Here is a 21509-nt window from a genome sequence, read left to right as displayed (position 1 = left end):
TCAGGGCACTTTCGTGTGTTTATACGTAAACCGTAGCCACGAATGAACTAAAAAGTCACGATTTCATCATCAATAAGATGACCAACAGCCTGACTCTGCTCAGCATCGACAAAGGCGCTATCAATCGCGCCAAAGCGCGCCGTAGTAACCTTTCTATAATTCGGGTGTGTATAAATATAAGTTTGCTCTGACTGAAGCGCCTCTATCACGCGCTCAGCTAGCACAGATGCATCGATTCCCGACTCTACTGCTTTAGTGGCCGCTTGAGCTCCTGCTTTAAGCTTTTCTTTATCAATGCGTTTCTCAGCGGCTACTGCGTATTTTTGCTGCCTATTTCTATACGACTCGTGAATGCGGGTTTTCACGAATGCTGGACACAATACAGAAGTATGGATTCCAAAAGGTTTCAGTTCTGGTACCCAGCTTTCCGTCATAGAGACAACCGCAGCCTTTGATGCGCAATAGGCCGCCGCATATGGCATGCCCATCATTCCTGCCATCGACGCCACGTTTAGCACCCAACCTCCTTCGCCGTGCTCTTTAATAGCTGGCACGCATGCTTGTGCGCCATAGAGTACGCCCATAACGTTGACGTCCATTACCCAGCGCCAGGTCTCATGCTCCGAATCTTCGACTTTCCCCGGCGTACCGCCAACACCAGCATTATTGATGACCATATGAACCTTGCCAAACTTCTCTTTGGCGTTAGCTACAATATCTTCCCACTGAGCGTAATCGGTAACATCAAGGGCGCAAGTCAATACATCGAAACCTTTCTCTCGTAAGTCGTTACCCGATTCGGTTAATGCAGCATTATCAATATCGCCCATGACGATATTCATACCCTGCCTTGCCAATGCCTCTGCCAGCGCTAACCCTATGCCGCCAGCGGCGCCAGAAATAATAGCGGTCTTACCCGTAAATTCGTTAGACATCTTACTCTCCTGTTATTGTTATTGCGCCGCGAGCCCTTTGTGAAAGCCATTTCAATGAGGAGTTTGCAATCGCCTATCTCACTCAACTAGCGCTTATCTACACACCTAGATTAGGGGTAACAGGAAGGGGAAAATACTTTATTTGGCTAATTTGAATAGCTTCATGAAATTAATAAGGCAGGTTAAAAGTAAGGGCGGGGCAAACAAAAAAGGGCAGTGACTAACCTTGCCCTTTGCTTGAATAAATTATCTCTTACCCGTGGTTAGTTCGTTTACTTCGCCGGCATAACATAAACCTCGCGAACGCAGGCTGACTCTTCTGCGCTTAGGGCAAACAATACCGATTTTGCGATATCCGCTGGCTGAAGCTTATCTTCCTTAAGTTCATCGAAAAATGGCGTATTCACCATACCAGGGCAGATAGTTGTACAGCGACCGCCCCACTCGCGCATTTCTTCGGCGAGGTTCTGACCGAAACCATAAGCAAACCACTTACTTGCCCCATATACAGAGCCTTTCAGGGCTATTCGACCGGCGACCGAAGACGTAATAATGAAGTGGCCTTGCGTATCACGCAGGTACGGCAATCCAGCTTTTGCAGTATAAAGCAGTCCATTTACGTTTGCGCCCAGCATGCCATCCCAGTCATCTACGTCCCCCTTTTCAATGCCGGCGGCTTTCGCGCCACGCCCGGCATTGGCGAAAATGCCGTCAATGCGACCGAAATGTTCGCTTACCTGTTTAAACGCCTTGTTTACTTCATTAAAGTCGCTTACGTCAGCTTTTACAGCAAATGCATTATCATTGCCAAGCTCTTCAACTAAGGCACGCAGTTTGTCCTCACTTCTCGCTAAGAGGGCAACGTTAAAACCGTTATTTACCAGTTGCTTCGCCGTTTCTTCACCAATGCCGCTGGAGGCACCCGTTATCGCGATAACCTTTTCATTTGTAGCTGAGGTGGACATACACTTCCTCCTTTTTACTGGGCAACCAATTCACTAATTTTGCTTACGAAAGCTGGAATATCATCTGGGTTTCTACTAGTGACTAGTTTTGAGTGGGTCACCACTTCTTCATCAACCCAGGTCGCACCAGCATTTTTGAGATCTGTTTGGATACTAGGAAACGAGGTGAGTGTTGCACCTTTCGCTAACCCAGACTCCACCAGCAACCATGGACCATGACAGATAGCACCTATAGCTTTAATACTTGCCGCGCTGTTTGCACTTTTGATGAAGGCAATAGCATCTTCATTGGTACGCAGCACATCGGGATTGATTTGACCGCCGGGTAGCACAAGGGCATCGTAATCTTCAGGGTTTACAGACGTAACTTGTTTATCAACGTTAATTTCTTTTCCCCAGTTGTCTTCGTCCCATGCTTTGATCGTGGACTGATCATCAATAGATAGCACATCAACTTCAGCACCTTGCTCAATAAACTTGTCTCTTGGTTGAATCAACTCGCTTTGCTCAAAACCATTGGTCGCCAAAATAGCGATTTTTTTGCCTTTAAGGTTTTGGGTGTTGCTCATAGTGTTCTCTCCTTCTGAAAGACGAAATGTAAAGCTAGTAAAAACAGGGGTCGCCACACGACAGGAATAACTGTCCGCCTACCACCATTAGCAAATCACATCAGGTGAACGCGTTAGTTTGTGCATGGCATAACCTAGCTCTTACTATCTAGCTAAGATGCTATTGAAGGTGCAAATTGCAAACCATTCCCAAAGAACAAAGCAAACCATTGATTTTATGAAAATAAATACAAAAAAAAGAAATCTCACCAACACCAATAGTCACGCACATATTCAGATTTTGTGAACGATTTACAGAGCTTCTTTCTCGCTCCTTTTTTTTAAGTTGATGTAAGCCGACAGCGAAGTTTTCATGTATCAAGCTTTAAGAGTTCTATCGATTAGGCAAAACATGAGGACACATGAGCAAGGAACGTTTCAACCACGCTAAATCTGCATTCGAGCTTTCTTTGAAAAGTTGGTGGAGTATTTCAAAGCGTATTTTCACTAGCCTGCAAAAAGATAACATTCCTCTTATCTCCGCTGGGGTTGCCTTTTACTGCTTGCTGGCTATCTTCCCCTTACTAGGGGCAACCATTGCCTTGTATGGGCTTGTTGTATCACCCGACGAACTGCAACGCCACATGGCATTGCTGGTAAATGTGGTGCCAAATGACAGTCGCTACATCATTGAAGAACAGCTTAAAAATTTAACCGAGAAGTCGAATACTGCATTAGGCTGGAGTTTTTTATTTACTCTGCTCTTGTCACTGTGGAGCAGTAGCAAAGGCGCCAACGCACTGATAAAAGCATGCAACATTACCTATAGCGAGGCGGAAGGAAGAGGCTTTTTCAAAGGTATTCTAGCGCGCATTACGTGCACCATATTTATGATCCTTACCGTAATTGTGTCCCTCGCCTGCATCACCATTTTACCCGAAGCAATAAACTGGATGACGTCAAATGCCCTTAGTACCGAGCAAGCCATGTGGGTGACTTGGCCAGTTATGCTGGCCCTATTTAATATTGCGCTTTCAGCCCTATATCGATATGCCCCTCATCGAAGAGAAGCCCAGTGGCGTTGGGTGACGCCGGGGTCAGTTTTTGCCACCTTATTATGGGTGGTAGCCTCGTATGGTTTTTCGATATACCTCAATGAATTTGGAAGCTACAACAAAACCTACGGCTCCGTTGGGGGCATTATTATTTTGCTTATGTGGTTGTATTTAACCGCCTATATCATTCTAATCGGTGCAGAGGTGAACTCGTCGATAGAGCTACAAACCTCCGCGGACAGTACGGTAGGAGAAGATAAACCTATGGGCGAAAGAAACGCATTTGTGGCAGATCATACACCGGATGATTTAAGGCGCTAATGCTTAAACTATCTGAGGCGCATGCACTATCTAGCAGCGCCTTCCTCACCATCAATTTTTAGCATCTTTACGAGCATTTCTTTTCATTTTACCTATATCAGAATTTGCCTCATATTCGCGCCGCGAAATTATCTTCTCTTTCCTTTAATGTAAGGCATTACCTTGGACAACACCCTTATCCCGCCAGCCAAAGCGCGGGTTTCTGTTCCCGTTATTGCGCTGGGTATTTACGCAGTTGCGTCTGGCTATTTGATGAGTCTGATCCCACTAATGCTCAGCCATTACAACCTAGACACGGCTATCGCCAGTTGGCTGGCTAGCAGCTTTTACGCAGGATTACTTGTAGGTGCCCTTAGCATTGAACCGCTGGTCACCCGCATTGGGTACAAGCACGGTTTTGCACTGTGTTTAGGCGTATTATTGCTAACTATTGTAGTAATGCCTTTGTTTGCTCACACCGCAGTTTGGCTTGTGGCTCGGTTAGTGGCTGGCGTTGCTGTAGCGGGTGTATTTGTTATCGTAGAGTCGTGGCTTTTACACGGCGACGAAGCCGATAGAGCCAAACGTTTAGGCTTATACATGGGCGCACTTTACGGGGGAAGTTCTTTAGGTCAGTTAGGTATTGGCGCTATTGGCGTAGGCGGCATGCTTCCTTTTGCTGCCATTTTCACCATGTTGATTTTAGCCATTGGCGTACTTTTGTTTGCAAAGAGCGAACAGCCTGAATCTTCCCACAGTACGCCACTGTCGCTAAAGCAAATATCGAAACTAAATCATGCCGCAATTATTGGTTGCATAGTGTCAGGCTTAACCCTAGGTGCCATCTACGGCTTAATGCCCCTTGAACTATTAAACCGCGGCATTGCTCATGACGATTTGGGTAGCTTAATGGCCTTAATTATTTTAGGCGCTATGGCAGTTCAACCTTTAATTCCTGCGTTATCCAAGTACTTAGGCCGCACGTTACTCATGGCACTATTTTGTTTACTGGGTGTCGCCGCCATAACATTAACCGCAGCGGTTAGTGGTATATACGCTTTGGGAGCGGGTCTGTTTCTATTAGGTATGGCAATATTTGCCCTATACCCAGTGGCAATAAATCTCGCCTGCGACAAACTCGATGCTAGCTTCATTGTATGCGCCACACAGGTCATGCTTTTCAGCTACAGCGTGGGTTCAGTAGTAGGCCCACTCATTGCCGATAACTTTTTAGTAGGCCCTCAAGGGTTGATGGGCTACTTATTTGCGTGCTTACTTGCTACCAGTATTTATATGCTGATAGCCAGTGTTAAAACCAAAGGGCGCGCCATGGCAGGCGAGTAACACACTCGCCACTATTGCCCATTAGATTGCCATAATCTCTGTTCACAATTCGCCCTATTCAGGGCGTTTAATGGTAAGTATCGATACTAAAGCGAGCTTACCTGATGCTATTTTCCAAAACACCCAAGCGGGATTATTTAATGCCTGCCAATACTCACAAACCTTTATTTAGGGAACGGCACCATGCAGCCAAGCCGCGTAATCACAGGTTGCTTATCCTTACTTCCTTCCTGTGCTTTTTGCTTGGTGTAGTAGTTAGCCCGCTAAGTCGCGCTGAGTCTGGCGAATTGACGCTGCAAAGCGCGGACGGTGAGTCTTCCCCCGCTCTATTGCATTCAACTGACGTGGATTTACAGGTGAATGGCATGATTGCGCACGTTACCTATTCTCAAAAATTCACTAACACTAGTAATGAATGGAAGCACGCCGTTTACACCTTTCCGCTTAATGAAAACGCGGCGATTAACAGTATGGAAATGCGTATAGGAGACAGAGTAATCCGGGGGCAAATTAAGCCGAAGGCAGAAGCGAAAGAAGCATTTGAAGCGGCCAAAAAAGCGGGAAAGAAAGCCAGTTTAACAGAGCAACAACGCCCAAATTTATTCACCCAGCAGGTCGCGAATATAGCGCCGAGTGAGGAAGTAACGGTGACACTTCAGTATGTACAACAAGTAGACTACCGCGATGGTAAATTTACTTTTCACTTACCTACTACGCTCACTCCTCGCTATTCGCCCGGCATTCCGCTAAATCAGCTTAACGAGAATATAGAGGCTGAAATATCAGGTACAGGTTGGGGAGAACCCACAGATCAGGTACCCGATGCCAGAGCTATCACGCCTTATATGAGAGAAGGCAATGAAGGCCCGCAACTTACGTTCAACGCAACTCTAAATACTGGTTTAACGCTTAATAGCGTCACTAGCAGAAATCACCGTGTGAATTGGTCAGAATCCACAGGTAATTATCTTGTCACCTTTAATCAAAGCAATATCAAAATGGACCGAGACATTTGGCTAGAGTGGCAGCCCTCGCCCTCTAGTGCACCACAAGCAGCTATTTTCACTGAATCGAAAGGTCAACATGACTACGCCCTTGTTATGCTAATGCCGCCACAAGTGAAGAGCCAAGATTTACAGGATTTTGATCGCGATATCACCTTCGTTATCGACACGTCAGGCTCTATGGGAGGTCGCCCGATTGTCGACGCAAAAGAGAGTTTACAATTAGCGATAGACCGCTTGAGTGAGAAAGACCGATTTAATGTTGTTGCATTCAACAATGACACCACGCGTTTGTTTGAAACCTCCGTAGAGGGAACAACACGAAACAAGCAATATGCGAGGGATTTTGTAAAGCACCTCAATGCAGGGGGCGGCACTGAAATGGCGCCAGCGCTTAATGCCGCACTTAAGCGCACGACAACTAAAGATTTTATAAAACAAGTTGTCTTTATTACCGATGGTGCGGTAGGCAATGAAGCTGCATTGTTCTCGCAAATAAAGAACGAACTGGGTGATGCGCGCCTTTTTACAGTAGGCATAGGCAGCGCGCCTAATAGCTATTTTATGACCCGAGCCGCTCAGTTTGGTCGCGGAAGCTATGTATTTGTTAGCAATACGGCAGATATTAAACAGCAAATGGATAGCTTGCTTTATAAATTAGAAAGCCCTGTGTTGAGTGATTTAAGCCTCACTCTACCAGCTGGCTATGCACAGTCAGCAGAGATTTACCCTTCTAAGATCCCTGATTTATACGCGGGAGTTCCTTTACTTTTGAATGTGAAACTGCCTCATAACGCCGGTACAAGCGGAAAAATAGCCCTTCAAGGCGCACTTGTAGACAAGCAGGGCACTACTCGCGAGTGGACCCGTTCGATAGCAATATCGCCAACGTCGACAGGTTCTACTCAACACCTTGGCGTAGCGACTGCTTGGGCAAGAAAGAAAGTGGCGGCGTTAATGGATGAAAAAGCGTTAGGGCGAAATGTAGATGAAGTAAAACAGGACATTCTTGCTGTAGCCCTGCCCCATAAACTTATAACAGAGTTCACCAGCTTCGTTGCTATTGAAGAAAAAATAGCAAATACACAGCGCATACCGTCTTCCACCGAAAACGTAAGAAACCTAATGCCACAGGGAACGCAATTCAGACAAATCAGTTACCCCCAAACCGCAGCGGGTGTATCTGAACATGTCGTATTAGGCATGATTTCCATACTTTTATTGTCGCTTTTTCACAGCATCGCCTTTTTGCGAAACAAGGGGGGGACGAGGTTAGCACCTTAAACTCATTTCTTTATTTTTTGACTTAATATGGCTTGGACAAACAATGATTAAATACGCTTTTACCATCATCTTAGTCTTGATCGCCACAGCCAGTTTTGGCAAAGCTGGCTGGATATTATTGAAAGCTGAACTGGCGCAATATTTAATTCAATCTTCGTGGGAAGAAACGCTAGCCACTGGCGCTAACCAGAAGCCTTGGCGTTGGTCTGATACCTGGCCAGTGGGCAAGCTGGTTCATGCCAAAAGCGAAACACAGTTGTATGTACTAGAAGGCGCACAGGGAAACGCCCTTGCATTTGGCCCTGGACACCACACCGACTCGCCCCCACTCGGACAGGGTGGTAGTGTGATTGGCGGGCATAGAGATACTCACTTCACGTTCTTAAAGAAGGTGAGAGCCAGAGATATTATGCAATTACAGTTGCCGAACTCACGGTGGGTAACCTATCGGGTTGTATCGAAGACGATAGTCGATGCTGCCTCGGCAATGAAAGTAGATGTAAATGGGCAGCAGCTCTATTTAGTTACCTGCTACCCATTTAATGCGGTATCAACACAAAGTAATTTACGCCTTGTTGTTGAGCTGGTCGAAACTGAAACCCAGCGAACCTAAATAGGTTCGCCCACAATTAATTAGCCGCTTGTTTCGGCGAAAATACGCTGTACAAGGCAGGTAACACAAAGAGCGTTAAAAGCGTTGCAGTAACCAGCCCACCCACGATAACACTTGCGAGCGGCCGCTGAATTTCGGCGCCGACACCGTTAGACATCAACATGGGTACCAACCCTAGTGCAGACGTTACCGCCGTCATCAGAACCGGCCTTAGCCTGGATGTAGCACCAGTGAAAACAGCGCTTTCAACAGTCATCCCCCTTTTCATCCGTTGGTTAATACTTTCCACCATCACTACGCCATTTAAAACGGCAACACCAAATAGTGTTATGAAGCCGACTGAACTTGGTACTGACAGATATTGGCCGGATAAGTACAAAGAGAACACGCCTCCGATGATGGCAAGTGGCACATTAATCAGTATGAGCATCGCTTGACCCAGAGAATTAAACGCGAGGTAAAGCAACACCGCAATCAATACCAAAGAAAGCGGCACGATGAGCGACAATTTTTTCTGAGCACGCTGTTGGCTCTCAAACTGCCCGCCTATTTGCACCGTATACCCTGCGGGCAAATCCACCCTTGAAGATATGGCGCTTTGTATCTCTTGAACCACGCTGCCCATATCTCTTCCTTGGACGTTCGATTGCACCACTACGCGACGCTGAACGTCATCTCGGCGTATTTGCGGAGGTCCGGATTCATAGGACACCGATGCCACATCGCCAATACGAAGCCAGGCACCACTGGGCGATTGAAGTCGAATATCTGCTATGGTGTCGCTGCTTTTTCGTGCGCTTTCTTTTAACCTAACGTAAATATCGTAGCGTTCATTTCCGTTAATGATTTGACCTGCGGCGACACCTCCTACCCCGTCTTGTACCACTTCCATTATGTCACTCACCGATAAGCCATAGCGTGATAATGCTTGTCTGTCAGGAGCAATAACCAACTGAGCTTCCCCCACAATTTGTTCCATCGCCACGTCTCTGGTTCCTTTTACGTTTTGAATAGCGCTCTCTATTTCTCGTCCCTTAGCACTTAGAACAGCCAAGTCTGGCCCAAATAATTTAACGGCTAGCTGTGCTTTCACACCGGAAAGCAGTTCGTCTACACGGGTGGCAATAGGCTGAGAAAAGTTAAGTAGAAGGCCGGGGAACTGCGACAATTCAGCCTGCATTTTTTGCTGTAGCTCATCGCGATTTCTCGCGTTTTCCCACGTTGAAACAGGTTTTAACCCGATGTAAATTTCGATGTTGTTGACCGGTTCTGGGTCGCCGCCTATTTCAGCGCGGCCTATACGACTTAGTGCATAAGTTACTTCGGGAAACGCCAACAGCTTTTCTTCTAACGTTGAGGCTACCGCTAATGAAGTCTCTAGGCTTGAAGACGGTGCCAAGGTAACACGCAAGTTTATTGTTCCTTCTTCTAGTTCAGGAACAAACTCGGTGCCAATTTTTGGCACTAGGGCAACAGCAGAAACCAGAAGCAGACCAACCACTAACACTACCCACTTGGTATGCAGTAACGTAAAAGAAAGTGCCCGTTGATAAGCGCGCTCAACAGGTATCAATATAGCGCTCGGCTTCACATTCCTAGTTCGCTTGAATAGAAATGTGGCTAAGGCAGGGACGAAGAACAGCGCAACGACAGTGGCACAAAGTACAGCAAGCATAATACTGATAGCCATAGGCTGAAAAAGCTTGGCTTCTACTCCCTCAAAACTAAACAAAGGAGCAAAGACCACTAGAATTATCGATGCAGCGAAAAAGATAGGTCTGGCGACTTCCTTCCCTGCTAGTTTTACAGATGATTTGAAAGATTGGGCATCTTCATGCGAGCTCGAAGTGTTGGTATTTAATCGCTTAAAGATATTTTCAATCATCACAACGGAACCGTCTACTAACATACCAATAGCCACCGCAATTCCGCCAAGCGACATCAAATTTGCAGACAGCCCCATGAAAGCCATGATGGCCAACGCCATTACTATGGCGATCGGAATGGTGATGAGCACAAGAAACGTTGCGCCCACGTTCATTAAAAATAGAGCGAGAACGATGGTGATAAAAACGAAGGCGATGGTCAATGCCTTAACTACGGTAGAAATTGCTTTTTCAATCAGGTTTGCCTGATCATAAAAAGGCGTGAAACGTACCCCTTCGGGTAACGCTTGATTAATAAGCGCAACTCTTGAATTTATACCATCAATGGTAGCTTTGGTGTTAGCCCCCATCCGTTTTAATACTATGCCTGTTACCACTTCACCAAACTGTTCTACCTTGCCATCAGATGCCCTTTGAGACAGAGTGACCGCGCCCTGTCGTATTTCAGGCCCTGTTTTAACATTAGCAAGATCAGACACAGTTACCACCACGCCATCTACCGTTTTTACCGGCACCTGCTCAATATCGTGAATTCCCTGCTCACCACTTGCGAACCACCCCGTTCCACGCACAACAAGTTGTTCTTGCCCCCGTTCAAGATACCACCCGCCAACATTAGTGTTATTGCGTTGCAACGCTGTAACAAGGTCCTGTTGAGATAACCCATAAGCAAGTAACTTTGACGGCTCTACGTTCACTTGGTACTGGCGAACTTCCCCACCAAACGACAACACATCCGTTACGCCATCTACGGGCATAAGTAGCAACTTTACTACCCAGTCGTTAAGGCTTCTCAGCGCCATTGCATCATATTTCGCACCGTCATCTGCAATGAGGGAGTATTGATAAATTTGACCTAACCCAGACGTATTTGGCCCCATTTCTGGCGTTCCTACGTTTTCAGGAATGAAGGCTTTTGCTGTTTGCAAGCGCTCGAAAACAAGCTGACGCGCAAAATAAATATCGGTCCCCTCTTTAAACACAACGGTAACCGCTGAAAGCCCGGTTTTAGAGATGGAGCGCACTTCTTCAACATCAGGCAACGCATACATTACAGCTTCAATTGGGTAGGTAATAAGTTGCTCAATTTCTTCTGCGGCAAGCCCCGGAGCTTCGGTATTCACGCTTACCTGAACATTGGTTACATCAGGGAAAGCGTCCAAATTCAGCGACGGCAAAAGCATCGCCGAACCCGCAATTATGCCTAACAGCAGCCCAACCACTAAAATACTATTGTCTACCGACCAATCTATTATTCGATTAAACATAATTAGCCTCCTAATGGTTGTGCGGATCAAATCCGCTTTTCGCTAGTTCAGAGGCGACAAAGAATGCACCGTGGGTAACGATCCGCGTTCCAGTTTCTACGCCCTCTATCCGTCGATATTCGCCTAGCGCTTCCCCTCGCTGTACCTCAACAGGGGTAAATGCCCCCGACGCTTCGTTTTCAACATAGATAACCCAGTCTCCGTCGGTACTTCTCACCATTGCAGTTTCAGGTACTGCCATTACAGGAGATGGAGTGGGCACACTAAACAGTACGTCGACGAACATACCGGCATGAAGGCTATGGGTGGTATTGCGTATAGCTAAGCGGACAGTGCGAGTGCGGGTAAGTGGATCGATAATGTGCGACTGTTGAATAACCTGCGCGGTAAAATGTTCACCGTTAAATATGACTTGCGCCGTATCGCCTACCTGAACAGGAAACGCGCTGGTGGCTGGCAAGCTGGCCTCTATCCAAATATCGCTCTCGTCTGCCAGCAACATGACTGTTTCGCCAGCTAACACCCTTTGCCCTTGCATGAAGTTGTCTTGCAACACCACGCCATCACGCACGGCGACAAGCTCATACTGACCGAAAGCGTCAACGTCTAAAGCAGTGATGCTTGAAATCGCGTTAGGAGTAAGTCCAAATGCAATTAGCTCTCCGTAGCTCGCTTTGTAACGATTCTCAGCTTCAACTAACGCGCTTTCGCTTATGGTGTTTTTGTCTAGCTTTTTTGCCCGACTGTAATTGGATGAAGCAATAAGAAATTCGGCTTGAGACTGGGCAATGGTTTCGCTGAACAAGGTGACAAGCACCTGCCCTTTTGCCACTTCATCCCCAAGCGCCGCGTGTCGACTAATCACTACCGAATCAGTCCGAGGAGACACCAATGAGCTTGAGTATCCATTTACTTTTACTTCACCAGGCGCGTAAACGCGTTGGTTATAAATACGAGGTTCTATTACGGAGGTTTGAACGCCTGCGAGTTGCCTTTGCTGCTCAGTAAGGACTACCTCCTCAGGCTGGTGATTTTCCTCAGGCTGCTGATTCACCTCAGATTGATGACTTACCTCAGGCTTATGATTTTCCTCAGGCTCGTGCGCTTTCTCATGCTGATGCGAGCCACTTTCTTGTTCAAGGAAATATTGAATAGGTGCATCAATGTTTTTGTCGTTTTCTATCGCTGTGGTTGCGCGGCTGACAGGCACGCACAACAATGTCGTCAGGACTGCGCCTACGACCGTTTTAGAGTTCTTCATAATGATCTCAACGTTTGTTTTAACTAAATTTTTTCCACGGCGCCAAAGGGCCAATTAGTTCAAACGTTAAGCAATGGGAGGGCGGTAAATGAAACTACTTATTCGAAAGGGAGAAGCCCCTTCTCTGAGAATTTTTCCCGAGTTAACAAAAGCCATGTTTGGAGAAAAGACCTTTACTAAAACCAAGAGAAATGACTGCCGCTGCAATGTCCACAGTGATGGCAATCGTTTATGTTGTGATCATCACCACCGGCGTCAGTAACTTGATTTTCAGCAACACTTTTCTTGTCAGAGGCATGATCGTGAACCGTCTCAAGATGCTGTGCATCGACTTGGTGAGCGTCTAACAAAGCTGACACTGCATTAAACGATTGCAACACAATCGCTAGTATTAGCAGTATTTTGACAGCAAAGTTTCGGTTCACAATCTATATCTCTTAAGGAAGTCGTCAGTAAATTATCAAAAATACACGATCAATGCGAACAACCTATCGTGTTTAACCTGCTTTTTTTAGAAATGTCACAATAAACGCCACCCATCCCAAAGCTCGGCGGTGTGTGAAACGGCTGGGGTAGCTACTCATAGAACGGTCAACATCAGATATAAAGCGCAGCATAAAAGCTCCATTATTTAAGCCGTAACTGATTACATTTAAGAAACAAAATATTCACATCACAACAATAATGTTACTGCCCGTTTAACCACGGCACGATTTTTATCTTTCGGATTAATTTACTTTGCGCTTAAGTGCGGCTTTTTCGCTTTCACTTAAAAAAGCAATTGCAAGCGCATTCTCTTGTGCTTGTTTAATATGAGAAGGCATAAGGCCAGCTTGCTTAGCTGCAACGGAGAATTCGTGATCTAGCTCTACACCTTGAACTGCCGGGTCGTCGGTATTCAGGCAGGCGAGTATGCCGTGATCCAAAAAGGTTGTTAACGGGTGCTCTGTCAATGATGTGACCGTGTTCGTCAATACGTTGCTGGTTAAACAGCTTTCAATACCAATACGGTTGTCGCGCAAATAGTCCATTAGCTTAGCATCATTAATAGCATTAACGCCGTGCCCTATTCGCACAGCACCTAAGTCGTTAATGGCTTGCCAAATACTCTGCGGGCCTACTGCTTCACCTGCATGAATTGTGATAGGCAGCCCTTCGCGGCGCACTTTTGTAAAGTGCTCTATGAACATGTTGCCAGGAAAGCCTTTTTCATCACCCGCCAAATCAATTGCAGTTATATGCGCTTTACAGGCCAAGATTGAATCTAGCTCATGCTGACATACTTTTGCGCCATAAGAACGCGACAAAATACCGATGAGATTAACTTTAACATCGTGATTTTTAGCTGCGCTTTTTACACCGTCTATCACGGCCTCAACCACACCTTGTGTTGGTAGTCCGTGACTTTCAGCCATAAAATAAGGACTAAAACGCAGCTCTGTGTAGTCAATACCCTGCTTAGCTGCATCTTCTACATTCTCTATCGCCACCCGTTTGCAGGCGTCGAGACTGCCTAACACCTTAACGCCCCAAGTAAGCTTATCTAAAAATGACACCAAATCGGGGGCGATCTCCATTACTTGAACATGCGGTCGCAAGCCCTCTAACGAATAAGCAGGCAAACAAATGTTAAATTGCTGACCAAGCTCCAGAATCGTCTGCAGACGCACATTGCCATCTAAATGACGGTGTAAATCAAGTAATGGAAAGTTTTTATTTATCATGGAAATACGATGAGTTAAGGCGTAAGCCCTACTATACCACTTGGCGCAGCAAACCTCGCACTCTTGCAGAAAATAACTTTTTTATAGCGGGACAAAACAGTGCTTTTTTTGAAACAAAATTTGTTTTAAGTTCGCTCTTGGCATCTAACTTCACTCTATCGATGCTTTTCTTGATTACTTTTCATAACTTTCAGTAGCAACGAGCCAGTTGCTCGTTGGCGTGCGCCTTGTCACACAGGCTAAATACCACCAAAGAGCAACAGGCCTCTTCGTTATCACCAAAAAACACTAATAGGAGCACAGTCATGTGCGGAAAATGTATAGAAGGCTGCTATTTAGCAGGCTGGCGTAATGGCGTGTATTCATTCGAACATATGCAAGAAGAACCCGATTTTATGGGGAATGATGTAAAGGCAGCCCATGGCTTGGTGGAAGCGGTATGCTCATTAGGTTCTTCGCTCAATGAGCTCCACGCACTTGGATTAGCGGACTCGCCAATGATAGCTTGGGCAGGATGGATTTATTCGAGAAACGAATTGCACACCCAAATCGATTTAACACGGCATGACGACGTTCTCAAATATCAGAGGGCCTTACGTCATTCAAAAGAAAGTAAATGGGCTGAGATTAATGCCCTCTACCCGAACATTGCGAAGTTTTTAGATAACCTAACGCTTCAAGACGTTGCTAATACCCTCGATGAAGCGCTTCTCGATGAAATTGAGACATGCCTTCTTGCTCTTCATGGTAACGGGTATTACACCTTTGAATTCGTAGAATCTATGTTCGCTGCTGAAGGGCTATTCCCCATTATTGAGCTAAGTGAAACTGCAAAGCCGTCACTGTTTGTTAACCATGCACTTGAAATATTCTTACTAACCGAACATCTTTTACACTTTCGCCCATTGTCTTGGGCGCTTCGTGTGGCGTTAACTGTTGACTTAACGTGCGATTTCGACAGCTTTCATATGGCGTGGCGTCGATACACCGCTAACCGCGTGTTAAACACGCTTCTAATAAATCGCAATTTGAAAGGTGTGTACGCGTTAGCAAGTACACTTGAACTCAATACCGTTCACGCCATATGTCAGCGGAACGTAGCGAATAAACACTTACTTACTCAGCTATTAAGCGTCGTAAACAACTGTAAAGGCGACACTTATATTGAACCTAAACGTCTAGCCGCGCACATCACTTCATTGATCTCAGTGTAAATGCTTACTCCTTACAGTTTGAGATAAGGTGACTTGGTGAATGGTTAAGTACAGCTCGTTATGACAGTCAAATACGTGCGAATCTAACTTAATCATTAAAAGACCGATGAAATGCAGTGCTCGATATCATAAAGTTCTTTTGGCATGCCTTACCAAAAACAACGCCTTGGTAAGGCTATTCGCATTACATTTCTTTTTTAAGAGTTTTCGCAACCGCTAAAACTAAGTCTGCCGACGGGCGAACTTTGAAGTCTGGGTTAACATAGCTAAACAAAACCTGCCCTTTTTTATTGAGCATGAAGATGCTGGGTGCTGGTAAAACACTATTACCGCTTTTATCTTTTGTTAAGTTAATGCCATAGGTTTTGTACTTTAACTCAGTCACAGTATCTAAATAGAATCCAACGCCGAACTCACGAATAGTGTCTAGTTTGTCGTCGGATAAAAGCGTAACCAAGAATTCTGTTTCAAGCTTTTGCTCTTGCAAGCGCTCTGGTGATTCAGGTGAAATGGCCAAAATCTGATAGCCCATATCCACCAAGTCTTTTTCAATATCTTTAAGCTGGGCGAGCTGCTCATTACAATACGGGCACCACCCGCCGCGATAAAAAAGTACAATGCTGGGCTTTTGCATGGTAAGCGCTTGTAAGCTTACCGGCGAGCCATCTGCCATTTTAAGCGTTGTTTTAGGCGCCACTTGACCATTAAGCAACGGCGTTACTGAATCTGCATCTTCTGCAATAGTGCCGCGCTCCAAAGCATACGCATTTGATGCGCCTGCTATACAGGCGAACATTAACATCGCCATAGCCACTAGTCTCTTCATTAACCCTCTCCGTTTTCATTTTTGTTTGTTTAGTTTTTGGTTATCCGCGCTTTGCGCGATGTCCAATATGACCGAGAAGCTTCACTAGAAATTTCGCGCACCAATAAATAAACCGACAAATACTTGTATTGGGCGCTACTCACCTACAGCGAAATTTGCTTTTTACTGCTACTATAGCGCCAAAACTTGCTATGCCACTTTTTTACATAGCACACGGGGTTAACTTCAAGCCTCCTAAGAACAAAGCAGGAACACCATGGCTCTTAAAGCGACCATTTTTAAAGCTGACATATCCATAACGGATATGGATCGCAATTACTATAACGACCACAACCTTACTATTGCCCGTCACCCTTCTGAAAATGACGAGCGAATGATGCTGCGCGTGGTTGCGTTTATTGTTAATGCTCATGAACGCCTACAGTTTACCAAAGGACTGTCTGACGATGACGTTCCAGATTTATGGCAAAAGAGTTTTAGCGATGAAATAGAGCTGTGGATTGAGTTAGGCCAACCCTCTGAACAGCGCATCAAAAAGGGCTGCAATCAAAGCCAACAAATGATGATTTATTCCTACGCCGACAACAGCTTCGACGCGTGGTGGAAGAAAGAACATAACAAGCTACAAACCAAAAAGAACTTATCAGTTTTCACTTTGCCAGAGTCGCTTGCCGCTACTTTGGCCAATGCTGTTCATCGCTCTATGCAAATACAGGTTACTATTCAAGATGGGCAAATGTGGCTAACCATTGAAGGTGCAGATGTCACCGAGAGCGTTGAAGTGTCTATAGAGAAGCAGTTGTAATGAAAAAACTCTCTGCCGTTCAACTCAAACAGCAAGCACTGGTTTTTAGTGTAGCCGATAGCCTTGAAGCACAAGCGCTTGAAGAGTTAAATGGTATGCAACAGTGTTGGTTTGACGTTCAGTATCACCAATTCCCCGGCTCGTTACTGCTTCGCTTTCAATTCGAAAATGAAGAAGCGGTGTCAAACGCTGAACCTGAGCTAAAGAAGTGGCAGCGAAAATTAAGCGCAGCGCTACTTAAAAAAGGCGTTGTGTTGAAAGATATGCGCAGGCATCTCGTATTTACCACACAAGGCCCAGAAGAGTAACCCACATCACGCTTTGCAGAACAGGATATCCAACTTCTTTGTTCAATCTTAGCTAGGTTTGTTTTTGGTTATAAACCTTTCATTTTTCCTCATAAAGTCTACTTACACTTTATCAGGTAAGTAGGCTAGACTGGTCTCGTCGAATATTCAGCTTGCCGAATATGACAATAAAACGGCAGGCATTTTGAACGTTTACAATGGATATTTGAACACACCATGTTGACCGGCTTTGAAACAAGCCACTATCCCAGCAAAAGGAGCTTCACAATGAAAACTAAAGCAATGGCGTTAGCACTGTTACTGTCTTTAATGGGCTGTACTGAGTCTAGCGAAGAGACGAAAAGCGAAGTAAAAAAAGAGATGGAAAAAGCGGGCGAAGCAACAGCAGACGCCTATGACAGCGCAAAAGAAAGTGCTGCAGATTCATGGGATAAAACCAAAGACGCGAGCTCTGAAGCTTACGAAGAAGGTAAAGAAATGGCTTCTGATGCCTTTGATGACGGCAAAGAGATGGCTTCAGACGCATACGAAGATGGCAAGAAAATGGCCTCTGACGCATACGACGCAACGGCTGAGAAAGCAGGCGAATTTAAAGACGCCGCAGCGAAAAAAGCTTATGAAGCTTGCGTAAAAATGAAAGAGCAAATGGGCGGTGACGTTAGCGAGTGCGACGATTAATTTAATCTTCCAGCGAAAAACAAATTTGAAAGCGAACCTTCGGGTTCGCTTTTTTATTGCCTTTAATTAAACAAAAGCGAGTCATTCACGCTATTCACACCCGGCTAAAATCACAGTGTCTGGTGTAATAGTTAAAGGCGCGACCCGCAGCAACGTATTAATACCTAAAATATTGTTCCCTTTGGGAAGCACGGCCACTTCCACTGGCCCCACTTCGCACGTATTTCCTATACGAACCGAGTTTAATTGATACTGAGATATTTTAACGATCTTTCCGTTTGCCATTCTGGCAGCAGAGGTTCTGGTGGCAAGAAGCTTTTGATTTCTTGTTAGCGCGTCGAACGTAGTTTGATTGAGGGTTAACAAGCTTGAACCCGTATCTAATAGAAACGAAGCCTTTATGTTCGATTCTAGGGTCGCTTCTAGATACAGTGTTCCGCCTTTGCTTTGTGAAAGAGGAATATTTTGCTCTATCGCTGACACGGCAGATGTGCACGCTAACCAAAAAGTTAGCAGAACAAATAAGGGGATTTTAAATTTTACACTCACCGCACATACACCCTTTGTCGACACTTTATATAGGTGTTGATTGACAGCAAGATAAAGACCAAAGGGTAAATGATTGATTTTACCGAAACTCTACAATATCAGACGGTGCCACAGCACCATAATAGTGCACAAAACCATCCATTCCGCACCATCGTTAAACACTCCGTTTTCAACGCAGTAGCTTCTCTTTCAGCTGCTCCCCATTCTCTTGATTACTTAAATTCTCTATATCCAGTTAGGTGATAGTAATTACCTATCACCAATCGTCATTGTTTAGAACTTTTTTGCTCATACAATGTAGAAAGGTATGTATGTCAACGAGAGGACACGACATGAAATTACGCTATGTATTGGGTTCATTAATTACGGCTGTTTCACTTGGTTTTTCTGCAAACGCAGCGCAAGCTATGACATCATCAACTGATGAAACGGTTGATGTACAAGTAGTTGACTATTCAGGAAAGCCGCCATTTAAACGCAAGATCGTAAGCTTATCGGTTAACGATGTAGCGCAATTGGAATCCGTAGGGCAAGAAGCGATTGAGTACGTAGAAGTGAAAGAAGTCATCATGCGCGGTAAGCCACCGTATCGCAGAGTGACAACCATGATGCCTGTGTATGACGTTGCTCAGCTTGAAGTATTGGAAGAACAAACTGAAACTCAGAAACGCGGCACTCGCCCGCCGTTCAAACGCCACTAACAGTATTTCTTACTATCAACATATTGCACCAAAGCGATTCACTTTTGCCTGAGTGAGTCGCTTTTTTATTGTGCATACTCGTTTACGCTATTTTTTATTTCGCGGTGTTCAACAGAGTCGATTTAGCGCGTTTTTATTTTTATTAACGTGCCACAAACGTTAGAGTAATTAAAAGCAATATAAAAGAGATAATAAATGCAACCTCATGACCATTCTCCGCTGACTGATTTTATTGAATACCCTGAAGAGCAAATGCTTACTCGCAGCGAGGAGTTTTTAAAAACCATGCAGCGTCGCCACAGCATTCGCCATTTTAGCGACAGACCCGTTGATAAAGCGGTAATTGAAAACTGTATTTTGACCGCTGGCACTGCACCTAGTGGAGCGAATCATCAGCCTTGGCATTTTGCCGCGATACAGTCGCCTGAAGTAAAACAACAAATACGCGAACAGGCTGAAGCGCATGAGCGCGGTTTTTATAATGGGCGTGCTGGGCAACAATGGCTAGATGATCTTAAGCCGTTAGGCACTGATGCAAGTAAGCCTTATCTGGAAACCGCGCCTTGGCTTATTGCCGTATTCAGTCAAAAATTTGGTGAAACAGAAACGGGCGAAAAAAGCCAAAACTACTATGTGCACGAATCGGTGGGTATCGCGGTGGGTATGCTTATTACTTCGCTTCACAACGCAGGTTTAGCAACCTTGACCCACACACCAAAACCAATGAACTTTTTAACCGAAGTCTGTCAGCGGCCTGATAACGAGCGCGCTTACATGCTTATTATTGCAGGTTATCCGGCGGATAACGCCACAATTCCTGCACACGCCGTGCAGAAAAAGTCGCTTAGCGAAATTGCGAGCTTTCTTTAAATTTAAAAAGCGCTATGGGCCTGGGCGCATGAAGTAAGCTAAGTATGTAAAACGGTATAACTAATAAAAGCTTTGTCATAGACATGAGATGCGCAGAACTTATAATGCGCCCTCGTCATTAAGGGCTGCGACCTTTTCTTTACGAATTTCGGTCAACCACGTCTAACAGTCCCTCGGAGCTCGTATCCTCATGTCATCGCGTCACGCATTCTCTCCACAACTTCCTTTTTTACTGTTAAGTCTATTAACAGGGCTAACATCGTCGTTTGTTACGCCGCTCATGAGCTACTTTCTCATCGACGAGATCAACGTTGAGCCCATTTATATAAGTATTTATATGGTTTCGGTTACGCTATCAGGGTTGGTGATCAGTCAGTATCTAGGGCACTTGGCAGATAAAGGTTTTAACGCAAATCGCCTTTATGGGCTGACCATGGTTTGCGTGGGCATCGCCATGATCGCCTTTATCTTTAGCAAGCAGTTTTGGCACGTATTCCTTGCTGGCGTATTGTTTATGTCAGTAGGCGCTGGGGCCGTGTCTCAAATGCTGACTGTTTCAGGATTATGGGCAAAAAACCAAGACATCGACTTAGCCGCATTTAACTCAAAAGTTCGCGCGGCCATCTCTCTCGCTTGGGTGGTAGGCCCGCCGCTGGCATTTACGCTGGTTGCCAATTTTGGCTTCGCAGCGTCCTTTTCTGTGGCTATAGCGTGCGTGGTTGTTGCGACGCTTTTTGTGGTTAAAGTTGTGCCTGGGCAAAAAGCCAATCAACACTCACTCAACACTACTCTAAAGGGCTCGCTATCACTGCCGTTTTGGCTTGTGGGGTTAGCCATACTTGCCGGAATGGCAGGCAATGTCATGTATTTATCATCCATGCCTTTGTACGTAATGAATGAACTGGGGTTACCTGAAAATTTGCCTGGGTTAATGATGGGGGTTGTGGCCGCCCTTGAAATACCAACCATGCTGCTAGCAGCCAAATTAGCCCGACGGTTCCCACCTGCGGGTATCATGGCTGTGGCATTTATTTTCGGCTGTTGCTTTTACGTTGGCGTATATTTCTCTCAAGCGAGTTGGGAACTGTTAACGCTTCAAATATTAAATGCCCTATTCTACGGTTTATATGCCGGTATTGGATTGACCTTGCTGCAACAACAAGCGCCTGATTTGACAGGTTTTACTTCAGCGTTTTATTCAAACGCCACTCGGGTGGGTATGATGCTAGGCACCATTGGCGCAGGCACCGTGGCTCAATTCTTTAGCTTCAGAGATGCCACTATTGGGTCGTTGTGCATTGCTATATTTGGCTTAAACGTGATGTTAGTGTTCATGTTTGTAAAACGAGAAGCACACTAAGCTTTATGCAA

The 21509-nt window shown here is 45.4% G+C and carries 20 protein-coding genes; 11 read left to right on the top strand and 9 right to left on the bottom strand.

Features of this window, described 5'->3' with window-relative positions; translation table 11 throughout:
* Nucleotides 1–47: 47 nt before the first annotated feature.
* From MHM99_RS03825 to MHM99_RS03815, 3 genes are all read right to left on the bottom strand, one after another.
* The gene (locus MHM99_RS03825; protein ID WP_049587896.1) at nucleotides 48–935 is read right to left on the bottom strand and encodes an SDR family NAD(P)-dependent oxidoreductase; all 888 of its coding nucleotides are present in this window, start codon (nucleotides 933–935) and stop codon (nucleotides 48–50) included.
* Nucleotides 936–1207: 272 nt separating this feature from the next.
* On the bottom strand, nucleotides 1208–1900 hold the full coding sequence (locus MHM99_RS03820; protein WP_239218218.1) for an SDR family oxidoreductase: 693 nt from the start codon (nucleotides 1898–1900) through the stop codon (nucleotides 1208–1210).
* Between the two features lie 14 nt (nucleotides 1901–1914).
* Nucleotides 1915–2469: a type 1 glutamine amidotransferase domain-containing protein gene (locus MHM99_RS03815; RefSeq protein WP_014999172.1), complete on the bottom strand. Its 555-nt coding sequence runs from the start codon at nucleotides 2467–2469 to the stop codon at nucleotides 1915–1917.
* Between the two features lie 401 nt (nucleotides 2470–2870).
* Here MHM99_RS03815 and MHM99_RS03810 point away from each other — a divergent pair, with 401 nt between their 5' ends.
* The 4 genes from MHM99_RS03810 to MHM99_RS03795 all read left to right on the top strand — a co-directional run bounded on the left by MHM99_RS03810 (nucleotide 2871) and on the right by MHM99_RS03795 (nucleotide 8048).
* Nucleotides 2871–3824 carry a YihY/virulence factor BrkB family protein gene (locus MHM99_RS03810; RefSeq protein ID WP_049587901.1) on the top strand — a complete coding sequence of 318 codons (954 nt, stop codon included), beginning with the start codon at nucleotides 2871–2873 and terminating at the stop codon, nucleotides 3822–3824.
* Nucleotides 3825–3986: 162 nt separating this feature from the next.
* On the top strand, nucleotides 3987–5147 hold the full coding sequence (locus MHM99_RS03805; protein ID WP_239218216.1) for an MFS transporter: 1161 nt from the start codon (nucleotides 3987–3989) through the stop codon (nucleotides 5145–5147).
* A gap of 140 nt (nucleotides 5148–5287) precedes the next feature.
* Nucleotides 5288–7435: a marine proteobacterial sortase target protein gene (locus MHM99_RS03800; RefSeq protein WP_239218214.1), complete on the top strand. Its 2148-nt coding sequence runs from the start codon at nucleotides 5288–5290 to the stop codon at nucleotides 7433–7435.
* Between the two features lie 43 nt (nucleotides 7436–7478).
* A complete protein-coding gene (locus tag MHM99_RS03795) occupies nucleotides 7479–8048 on the top strand; it encodes a class GN sortase (RefSeq protein WP_239218212.1) in 570 nt (189 codons plus the stop codon).
* Nucleotides 8049–8064: 16 nt separating this feature from the next.
* Here the strand turns inward: MHM99_RS03795 and MHM99_RS03790 are convergent, their stop codons facing one another.
* From MHM99_RS03790 to add, 4 genes are all read right to left on the bottom strand, one after another.
* Nucleotides 8065–11202 (bottom strand): CusA/CzcA family heavy metal efflux RND transporter, encoded by a 3138-nt coding sequence (locus tag MHM99_RS03790; protein ID WP_239218210.1) that lies wholly within the window; start codon nucleotides 11200–11202, stop codon nucleotides 8065–8067.
* A gap of 10 nt (nucleotides 11203–11212) precedes the next feature.
* Nucleotides 11213–12463 carry an efflux RND transporter periplasmic adaptor subunit gene (locus MHM99_RS03785; protein ID WP_239218208.1) on the bottom strand — a complete coding sequence of 417 codons (1251 nt, stop codon included), beginning with the start codon at nucleotides 12461–12463 and terminating at the stop codon, nucleotides 11213–11215.
* Between the two features lie 176 nt (nucleotides 12464–12639).
* On the bottom strand, nucleotides 12640–12888 hold the full coding sequence (locus tag MHM99_RS03780; protein ID WP_239218206.1) for a hypothetical protein: 249 nt from the start codon (nucleotides 12886–12888) through the stop codon (nucleotides 12640–12642).
* A 303-nt stretch (nucleotides 12889–13191) separates the two neighbouring features.
* Nucleotides 13192–14187 carry an adenosine deaminase gene (gene add / locus MHM99_RS03775; RefSeq protein ID WP_239218204.1) on the bottom strand — a complete coding sequence of 332 codons (996 nt, stop codon included), beginning with the start codon at nucleotides 14185–14187 and terminating at the stop codon, nucleotides 13192–13194.
* 305 nt (nucleotides 14188–14492) lie between these two features.
* Between add and MHM99_RS03770 the strand changes: the two genes are divergently transcribed.
* Entirely contained in the window at nucleotides 14493–15401 is a 909-nt protein-coding gene (locus MHM99_RS03770) for a hypothetical protein (RefSeq protein ID WP_239218202.1), read from the top strand.
* Between the two features lie 184 nt (nucleotides 15402–15585).
* On the opposite strand, the gene MHM99_RS03765 is transcribed toward MHM99_RS03770, so the two are convergent.
* Nucleotides 15586–16227, bottom strand: a complete 642-nt coding sequence (locus tag MHM99_RS03765; protein ID WP_168534212.1) for a peroxiredoxin-like family protein — start codon at nucleotides 16225–16227, stop codon at nucleotides 15586–15588.
* Nucleotides 16228–16483: 256 nt separating this feature from the next.
* On the opposite strand from MHM99_RS03765, the gene MHM99_RS03760 reads away from it, so the two are divergent.
* From MHM99_RS03760 to MHM99_RS03750, 3 genes are all read left to right on the top strand, one after another.
* Complete coding sequence (locus MHM99_RS03760; RefSeq protein WP_039232321.1) at nucleotides 16484–17032, top strand: YaeQ family protein; 549 nt, start codon at nucleotides 16484–16486, stop codon at nucleotides 17030–17032.
* Complete coding sequence (locus MHM99_RS03755; protein WP_168534214.1) at nucleotides 17032–17340, top strand: hypothetical protein; 309 nt, start codon at nucleotides 17032–17034, stop codon at nucleotides 17338–17340. Before MHM99_RS03760 ends, MHM99_RS03755 begins: the two co-directional genes overlap by 1 nt.
* A 267-nt stretch (nucleotides 17341–17607) precedes the next feature.
* Entirely contained in the window at nucleotides 17608–18018 is a 411-nt protein-coding gene (locus MHM99_RS03750) for a late embryogenesis abundant protein (RefSeq protein WP_039228102.1), read from the top strand.
* A 90-nt stretch (nucleotides 18019–18108) separates the two neighbouring features.
* Here MHM99_RS03750 and MHM99_RS03745 read toward each other — a convergent pair whose 3' ends face one another.
* Nucleotides 18109–18567 carry a retropepsin-like aspartic protease gene (locus MHM99_RS03745; protein ID WP_168534216.1) on the bottom strand — a complete coding sequence of 153 codons (459 nt, stop codon included), beginning with the start codon at nucleotides 18565–18567 and terminating at the stop codon, nucleotides 18109–18111.
* Nucleotides 18568–18899: 332 nt separating this feature from the next.
* Here MHM99_RS03745 and MHM99_RS03740 point away from each other — a divergent pair, with 332 nt between their 5' ends.
* The 3 genes from MHM99_RS03740 (at nucleotide 18900) to MHM99_RS03730 (ending at nucleotide 21498) form a co-directional block, all read left to right on the top strand.
* Nucleotides 18900–19268 carry a hypothetical protein gene (locus tag MHM99_RS03740; RefSeq protein WP_168534218.1) on the top strand — a complete coding sequence of 123 codons (369 nt, stop codon included), beginning with the start codon at nucleotides 18900–18902 and terminating at the stop codon, nucleotides 19266–19268.
* Nucleotides 19269–19463: 195 nt separating this feature from the next.
* Entirely contained in the window at nucleotides 19464–20138 is a 675-nt protein-coding gene (locus tag MHM99_RS03735; RefSeq protein ID WP_239218200.1) for a nitroreductase family protein, read from the top strand.
* A gap of 190 nt (nucleotides 20139–20328) precedes the next feature.
* Nucleotides 20329–21498: a sugar efflux transporter gene (locus tag MHM99_RS03730; RefSeq protein WP_239218198.1), complete on the top strand. Its 1170-nt coding sequence runs from the start codon at nucleotides 20329–20331 to the stop codon at nucleotides 21496–21498.
* The last annotated feature ends 11 nt before the right edge of the window (nucleotides 21499–21509 follow it).

Source organism: Alteromonas sp. MmMcT2-2 (assembly GCF_022348305.1).
In the GTDB taxonomy this organism is placed as follows: domain Bacteria; phylum Pseudomonadota; class Gammaproteobacteria; order Enterobacterales; family Alteromonadaceae; genus Alteromonas; species Alteromonas macleodii.
This window is presented reverse-complemented; position numbering and strand designations above follow the sequence as displayed.